Below are 7353 nucleotides of genomic sequence, written 5' to 3'. Positions count from 1 at the left end.
GTGGTGAAAGTCGGTGGCTTCAGAGTACTTGTGATTGTGGCCGTAAGTGATTTTAGCGGCATCGGTATTTGTTCTATTGTCTGCAAAGATAGGTTGGGCTGTTACGTTCTATAACGCGCTCACCGGCGCAAGGGTCTGCGTGTAAGTGGCCTTGAGCTCAATGCTAAAGACCGCGTTAACGGGGAGGGTTTCCTATTGTGGGCAAATAGGTTGTTGGGCTTTCGCTTTCTATAACGCGCTCGCCAGCGCAGAAGCTTGAGTATAAGGACCTTGGTCGCAATGACCAAGCCCGGGTCATCACGCCCAAGGCCACTTATACTCCAGCTTCTAAGCGCGCTGGCTCACGCTCACAAAAGAAAGATCCCAAACAATTTCTAAGTTGCCCAGAGATGATAAGTTCATTTTTCGGAATTTCTCCATACCGTTTGGGCCAAAAAAATGATTGAATATTTCAACGACTTCATCAATATCAGCGTAATCATCAAGATTTTGCTGCGTTGATAGTAATATGGCTTTTAAATCCTTTTCAGGAATTGTTGGGTGGCTATCTGGTCGTTTAGATGATCCGGGACCACAGCTCAATTCAATTGCTAAGTTTCTTAATATGTCAGTAAGCATGGCATCTAGGCTCCTTTTGAGGACAAATTGGCATGCTATAATATTCCTACCGGCTTGTCCGGTGTCTGGGAGTATTGCCAGCCTCGCCAAGAATGGCGATACTCCTTCTTAAACTCTAGTGTCCGTTTATATTGTGAAGTCCGTTGAGAAGTTCTTGCCGTGAACGATTCTCATCGGCTTCTTTTTTTGACCTATCGGCCTCTGCTTGTTGTTCTTTTGCGGTTGTCCCAAGCCGAATCCCTTTTACCTTATCAGTTGCACGGAATTTTTCCTCCTTGGTTAATTCTGAATTGTACTTGATATTGTCTAATGCAATTTTCTCGTCCCAGACACCCTTAGAAAAATCGTCATGTTCTTTGGTTTCTGCCTTCCAAGAAAATGAATATCCAACAATTTTGCCACCGCGACCCTTGCGTAGTTTTCGAATAGACAAGCCTTTGAATATTGGGCTTAACTCCTCTTTGATAGGCTTAATCACAACTTGATCAATGTGATTAACTCGGTAACTCTTGGGTATGTCCAGAAGCGTCCGGAAATCTTCCATGGTGAAATTTCGAGTGCCTGCAGTCCGATATTGCTTGAGAAGCCGGAACATACTCTTGGCATAGGTGCTATTCAAGTGAGCAAATTGCTCTAGGCTGAATCTAGTCCATTGGGCTAGCTGGTTAAATATGCCTTTGAAATCAGGGTTTACTGCAATTCTAACTTCTTGGTTATCGCGATCAATTTGATATCTGTTGAAAGCAACAAAACGGGTCAAAGTATGCCCGTCATCGGTGTAAGCGTTGAGAGAGATAAGTTTCGAGTAAGTGGAGTCCAGTTCTTTAACGAAACGTTCACCGTGATCTTTGTATTGGCTTAATGCTCTTAGTTGCTCGAAAGAGAACGTGATTTCATCAGTTCCCTTTTCATGAATGCGGGAAACGATGGACATTAATAAATTCATTTCCCGTGAGTTGAAATGTCGTAGTGGAATTTCATTTAACCGATTTCCGTACTTAACAATTTCGTTCGTCATTTTAGTTATCCTCCTATCGTTTATAGTACAAGTGTAAGCCCCTAAACATGCATAGTATAAAGGCGTGTATGCATGCGGGTTTCTTTTAATGCCCTAAAAAGTGTCCGTATTTGACAATTTTGCTTGTCATTTTGGTTACTTCTTTCGTTGATAGTGTAAGTGTAAGCCCCTAAACATGCATAGTCAAAATATACGTATGCATATAGGCTTTTTTTTATGCCCTAAAAAGCGCGTAAATCTATGCACATAAGCGCGTAAATCTATGCACATAAGCGCGTAAATCTATGCACATAAGCGCGTAAATCTATGCACATAAGGTGTGAAACACCATGGTATCAAAGGCGTGAAACACGCCTAAAGAGGGTTAAAGAGGTTTATAAAGAGGTTATAAAGAGGCACGCTCCAAAAATACGGAGCTAAGAAGACCTTGGGGAGAACCTCTCCCCAAACCCCATACAAGACCTGGTCGCTTCGCTCCCTAAAAAAGGAGTGGCTTCGCCACTTTTAACTCCGGCTTCGCCTGCGCGCCTATGGCTTGCTCTAGCGCGCTTCGCTTGCGTTGTTCAAGGAAACCTCGGCTAAAGCCTCGGAGATGGCTTACTTTCTAGGCTGAGTCCATTGCAGTACATTACTGACACTGCTTTTGAGATCGTCGAGACCTTGGAGATTATCTGGTTGTTTATTAAGTTCATCTTGCAATGCATGGGCATCGTCATCGAGAGCGTCAACGGCCTGTTTAACAGCGTCAGTAGGCACTAACATCGCTTTGTATTGCTGATCGAGAGTCGCTTGTCTAGCTGCCAACTGATCTACTTTTGTTTTCAGGGCAGGAAGTCGCTGCTTTGCTTGCTGCAATACCGCGGCTTGCTCTTGTTGGTGTATCTGTATTGCCGAATGAATGCGTCCGTTAGGGAGCAACCACGAGGAGAATGCCAAGATAATCGTCACAATAACTGTGAAGGTCAGCAACCGCCGCCAAGAGTGATACCAACGGAATGAATCGAAAAACTTATGCAAACCAATTCCTCCTTTACTTCATGAACAAGTGCCACAGAAGATCAAAAACAAGACCATATGGGACGGCGATTGAAATACCTAGTCCAAGATGGCTAAGTACAACCTCCCAGTAGTTATGACGTTCGTTAGCTTTGGCAATTTTGTCATCAAGTTCTTGGGAATAGGCTTTATTTTCGTCCTGAATTTCTTTCAAGGCCTTCATCTTTGCCGTATCGATCTCTTCATTCGCGTCAAAGGTCGTGTTAGCAATATCATTCTTAGCATTCTGGAGCTTGGCGATAGCGCCTCTCACAGGTTTAAGTAGTTCTTCAGGAACGGCTTTTTGTTTGAGATCACTAAGTGCGTTGGCCATATCCTCTTGTGTTTCGCTAAGTTGTTCAGCAAGTAGTGGTTGGAAGGCATTAATCAACGTTTGCTTAGTTGCAGGCATATCAGCTAGATCAATCGTGCCCTTTTGAATGCTTTCAATCAGTTCTAAGTAAAATTCCTCCGTATCGTCATCCATTAGCGTTCTTGCTCCCATCCGCGGCTTATTTTCCTTGCAGCCCTTTGGGCAAGATCAAATGCCCTGTTTTTGGCAAGCAAGGATTGAGTAATATCATGTTGCTTATTGCGCTGTTTCATGAGTTCTAAGACCGATTTTGTTCGTGACTTGAGTCGTTTTTCAAAAGCGCCGCGGATTTTCTCTCCAAGGCCCTGTACTCGTCCTGCAAATCGGTTAACTGCCGTTTCAAGCCTGATAAACGGTTCTCGTAGTCTTTCGCTAATTCGCTGATTGCTTTGTCGTATTTGCTTTGCAACTGATTCAGTGCGCTGTCTAGTGCTTGATCGTATTTCTGCTGTAGCTCGTGTTGATACGTGCTCAAATTGTTGTTCTGGTTTGACCACGGTGACTTGCCTTGCTCTTGATCGGTTTTCCAGCTCATGGATAATGCGCTCCTTCGAATAATCTTCTCCAAGTCGTTTACTTCTCACCGTGTGTAATGCGCCGTTATTGCTCCTGAAATGAAAGGAGAACCAATCTCCGCCACGGTCGCGTACTTCTATTCCTGAATGAGTCAAACCGTCTTTAAGAGCCTTATATGAGCTTACAGAGGGATCCTCCATGACGGCGTTGACGCGTTCCCGCAAATCGCGCATATATGAATATTCTTTTTTCTTTACCAATGCTTTTTCTGCTTCGGAAATACGGTCATGAACAGGTTCAAGTACGTGCCACCCCTCACGTTCCGCAATCTGATCATTAATCTCACGGGCTAGGTGAATGCTGGTACGCGGCGGCTCATGGAACTTTTTACCAGTTTCAAAACTGACTTTGTTGATAATGATGTGATTGTGTAGGACATGATTTTCGTTATCTAAATGGGTATAAACAGCGGCCTGATTGTGAGGGTACATATGTTGCGCAAGTTCAACGCCAAGGTCGTTGGCTCTTTGCCAATCAGATCGGTTAAGAGCGTTTAATTCTCTACAGTCAAATGACTGAATAATTCGCAAGCACTGGTTGCTTTGCTGATCCTGATTAAACAGTGAGCGGGTTGCAGCAAATTGTTCCTTAGCAATTTCGGGATCGATACCATTAGTTCCACCCATTGCAACAGCACGGTAATCAGGATAAGGACGTTCAAGATGATGATCTTCAAACCATTTGTCCGTGTTGGCCTTCAATTCTTTGTCTTTACCAAGCGCGTAATTGATTGAGCCAGCAGCACTCTTTCCTGAACTCATTTTCGCAATTGTAGCCATAAATTCCGGTAAGCCTCCTTTGCTTCTTGGAGGACGGCTTTTGCTTCCTTCAAATCATCAGTATTAGCTAGAGGATTTTGGTTTAATCTACGAGCAATTTGGTTGAGATTCGTTCCCTGACGAGTCAATTCGATCAGAAGCTTTTTAGCGTCATCATCATTGAAATATGGTGTCTTTAGTTTTGATTTTAATGCCATCTGCTTTGCATATTGTCCAATTGAAAGACCAAAGGTACTTGCAGACAAGGATAGCTTCTCAAATTGCAGATCATTGATACGGAATGAAACATGATTAACCTGCTTATCTTCAGGGCTTTTATTATTGATAATTTCACCTCCAGTAATTGAAACATGTTCGCTAATCGCTCACAGGTTTGCAATAAATATGTAAGTCATAATGCTCGCTACGCGCTCACATTCAGACTAACATCTTTCTCTAAAGACGCAAGCTACCCGTATGTGCCACATTTTGCTTTGCAAAAGTGGCACCTACCGCTTGTAAGAAGGGAGCTTTGCTCCCCTCTTAACTCCCTACAAGTTCATGGCCGATGACCTACTCGGTCACGGCCACAAAATGCACAGTCGATTTTGCTTTGCAAAACGACTTAAACCCGCTTTCTTTTTCTTCGAAAAAGAACCAAAAAGAAAAGACCGAACTTGCTGTTCGCAAGCCGGCCTTTTTTACAACCAGTTAATTGTGATATTGGTCTGATGATGTTGGTACTGATTCACGATTTGATTTTTGGTCATCAATCGTTAAATTATGAAGGATTTTATTGGCCTGTTCAAAGCTTTTAGCATTGGATTTCTTGTAGAAAAGACGACCAAGTTTTTGGTATTCCTTTGCTAATGCCCTTTGCTTACGTACCTTGAGCTTCTTTTCAAGATCTTCGATCTTCGATAATTCTGACATTTTTACACCTCCTAATTCATCTGAACCTCAACGCTATATTAAGCAGTAAAGGGTGATGATTATCTTACTAGCTAAGTTGATTTAATTCTGGTGAGGCACTGTGTGTAGACAGCAGTAGCCAGAGAAGATTGTATGCCTCGTACTATATAACCACTAGCTACAACTAGTTTAAGCAATCTTCATAAAAAGAGAAGGCGGGTCCTTCTCCTTTTTTTATGCCATCTTTGGGGACTTATAGCAAATCATCTAAGAAACTGTTTGAGGTCTTTGAAAGACGCTTGAATTTCCGGTAAAATATGTAAAAAAAAAGGACTTCATTATGACTGATTATCCAAGCAATATCACTCGTGACCAATTTGAATTGATTCGCGTTGACCTTGAGACGTTTCGCAAGCGTACATGTCCTCGAAGGGTGGACCTATTTGATGTCTTCAATGCAGTGCTTTACGAGCTTCGTACGGGCGCTCAATGGCGTCAGTTGCCGCATGATTTTCCGAAATGGCAAACCGTTTACACTTACTTTGCCATGTGGTCAAAACCATTAGCTAATTCGGAATATTCCCTGATTGACCTGCTTTTAAAAAAATTGTCGCTCGAGAGCGATTACGAATGGGACGATCGGTACGAACGTCGTTCGTAATTCTTGATGCGCAAAGTGTCAAAAATACGGCAACACCCCAAAATAAAGGGTATGATGGCGGCAAGAAAATCAGTGGGATTAAACGCCACCTTGCCGTTGATATTAATGGTCTCCCATTCGCGATCCACATTACCACAGCTAATGTCTCCGAACGGGACGGTGCGATCGCTTTACTCGCGTTAAATGAAGAGCAGTTTGATCTTGTTCAGCGAGTGATGGCCGATGGTGGCTATACAGGCGACAACTTGGCCAGTCGGTCCATGCAATCATTGGTGCAGATGTCATTATCGCCAAACAAAGTGATCTGAAGAACGGTCAAGTAACGCCACAGCGCTGGGTCGTGGAACGTAGTTTCAGTTGGTTAACCAACTGGCGACGGCTTTGGTTCAATTGCGAACGCAAGTTAAATACCAGTAAAGTCATGGTTGCTATGGCCTTTATAGGGATCCTGCTTGCTCGTCAATAGAGACCTCAAACAGCTTCTAAGCGGGCTGGCTTACGCTCACAAAAAAATCACCCCTACGATCATACGTATCGCAGAGGTGATTCCTTTTTACGGTTCAATGATCACTGCAACTGCTGCAATTCTCATCGATTCGTTGTGCTTACTACTGGGTTTTGCCCATCAACGACAGTGGTGCCGCTTCTGATCATGCTTGCAATGCAGTTCGTGAGTCTTGAGCCGCCTGACGACAAACACTACTCAATCCATTACTGAATTTCAATGTTGTGACCAGACTCCTTTGATTCAGTCAACTTTGGGCATGTGATGTTGAGAACACCATCTTTGTAGTTTGCCTTGATGTTGCTGTCATCAACGTTTGGCAGTTGATAGCTCCGACTCATCGTGCCATAGCTGCGTTCGGACATCATGACGTTGCCGTTCTTGTCGGCGTGATCTGTGATGTCATCCTTGTGAACATTGATGCTCAAAATGCCATCATGGTAGTTCAACTTGATGTTGTTCTTATCGATCCCAGGAACATCAACATGAACTTCGTAAGCGTCCTTGGTCTCCTTAACGTCAGTCAGCAATCCGTTGACGGCCGTGCTGACAATGGAAGGAGTTGCCCAATCCATCCAGTCAGATACCGGGCCGAAGAACCGACGCGCCAAGTTGTCAAAGAACGGATCATTAACATCATTCATCAACTCATTATTACGACGATTCATAACTTCATTAGCCATAACAGATAACTTCCTTTCAATCAGAGACTTTGGGGATTCAGGAGAACGATCTTAGCTCCGGAGCCTTTGTTCCTTCTCCCTCGCTCCACCTATAGTTATACCACAAATTAGCACTTGTGAACTCCGAGTGCTAAAGTTTTTTGAAAAAAGTTTGGTTAGCGGTTGTTATGGGGCGTCATTATTGTGTTTTCGGGTTGTGTATTTAACTATACCT

Annotated in this window: 8 protein-coding genes and 1 pseudogene; 1 reads left to right on the top strand and 8 read right to left on the bottom strand. The window is 43.5% G+C overall.

Annotated elements, in window-relative coordinates:
- Positions 1–327 precede the first annotated feature (327 nt).
- The 7 genes from AC07KQ_RS15120 to AC07KQ_RS15090 all read right to left on the bottom strand — a co-directional run bounded on the left by AC07KQ_RS15120 (position 328) and on the right by AC07KQ_RS15090 (position 5311).
- Positions 328–618, bottom strand: a complete 291-nt coding sequence (locus AC07KQ_RS15120; RefSeq protein ID WP_003596947.1) for a hypothetical protein — start codon at positions 616–618, stop codon at positions 328–330.
- 115 nt (positions 619–733) lie between these two features.
- Positions 734–1636: a replication initiation protein gene (locus AC07KQ_RS15115; RefSeq protein WP_016373328.1), complete on the bottom strand. Its 903-nt coding sequence runs from the start codon at positions 1634–1636 to the stop codon at positions 734–736.
- Between the two features lie 597 nt (positions 1637–2233).
- A complete protein-coding gene (locus tag AC07KQ_RS15110) occupies positions 2234–2653 on the bottom strand; it encodes a hypothetical protein (protein WP_016373327.1) in 420 nt (139 codons plus the stop codon).
- A 13-nt stretch (positions 2654–2666) separates the two neighbouring features.
- Positions 2667–3158 (bottom strand): hypothetical protein, encoded by a 492-nt coding sequence (locus AC07KQ_RS15105; RefSeq protein WP_480156695.1) that lies wholly within the window; start codon positions 3156–3158, stop codon positions 2667–2669.
- Entirely contained in the window at positions 3158–4399 is a 1242-nt protein-coding gene (locus AC07KQ_RS15100; protein ID WP_016373325.1) for a relaxase/mobilization nuclease domain-containing protein, read from the bottom strand. The genes AC07KQ_RS15105 and AC07KQ_RS15100 overlap by 1 nt, the downstream gene beginning before the upstream one ends.
- Positions 4378–4725 (bottom strand): plasmid mobilization protein, encoded by a 348-nt coding sequence (locus AC07KQ_RS15095; protein ID WP_375710668.1) that lies wholly within the window; start codon positions 4723–4725, stop codon positions 4378–4380. Before AC07KQ_RS15095 ends, AC07KQ_RS15100 begins: the two co-directional genes overlap by 22 nt.
- A 364-nt stretch (positions 4726–5089) precedes the next feature.
- Positions 5090–5311 (bottom strand): hypothetical protein, encoded by a 222-nt coding sequence (locus AC07KQ_RS15090; RefSeq protein ID WP_016373330.1) that lies wholly within the window; start codon positions 5309–5311, stop codon positions 5090–5092.
- A 319-nt stretch (positions 5312–5630) separates the two neighbouring features.
- Here AC07KQ_RS15090 and AC07KQ_RS15085 point away from each other — a divergent pair.
- Positions 5631–6417: pseudogene (locus AC07KQ_RS15085) on the top strand (IS5 family transposase).
- Between the two features lie 245 nt (positions 6418–6662).
- On the opposite strand, the gene AC07KQ_RS15080 reads toward AC07KQ_RS15085, so the two are convergent.
- Positions 6663–7139 carry an Hsp20/alpha crystallin family protein gene (locus AC07KQ_RS15080; protein WP_003596949.1) on the bottom strand — a complete coding sequence of 159 codons (477 nt, stop codon included), beginning with the start codon at positions 7137–7139 and terminating at the stop codon, positions 6663–6665.
- Between the last annotated feature and the right edge of the window lie 214 nt (positions 7140–7353).

The sequence above is a fragment of the Lacticaseibacillus sp. YLM2-1 genome, assembly GCF_056583465.1.
The sequence above is the reverse complement of the archived record's forward strand: the minus strand, read 5'-3'. Positions and strand labels throughout refer to the sequence as shown.

Excerpts from the sequence above, each read along its gene's own strand:
- AC07KQ_RS15120 (WP_003596947.1), bottom strand. The coding sequence starts at position 618 with ATGCTTACTGACATATTAAGAAACTTAGCAATTGAATTGAGCTGTGGT.
- AC07KQ_RS15115 (WP_016373328.1), bottom strand. The coding sequence starts at position 1,636 with ATGACGAACGAAATTGTTAAGTACGGAAATCGGTTAAATGAAATTCCA.
- AC07KQ_RS15105 (WP_480156695.1), bottom strand. The coding sequence starts at position 3,158 with ATGGATGACGATACGGAGGAATTTTACTTAGAACTGATTGAAAGCATT.
- AC07KQ_RS15100 (WP_016373325.1), bottom strand. The coding sequence starts at position 4,399 with ATGGCTACAATTGCGAAAATGAGTTCAGGAAAGAGTGCTGCTGGCTCA.
- AC07KQ_RS15090 (WP_016373330.1), bottom strand. The coding sequence starts at position 5,311 with ATGTCAGAATTATCGAAGATCGAAGATCTTGAAAAGAAGCTCAAGGTA.
- AC07KQ_RS15080 (WP_003596949.1), bottom strand. The coding sequence starts at position 7,139 with ATGGCTAATGAAGTTATGAATCGTCGTAATAATGAGTTGATGAATGAT.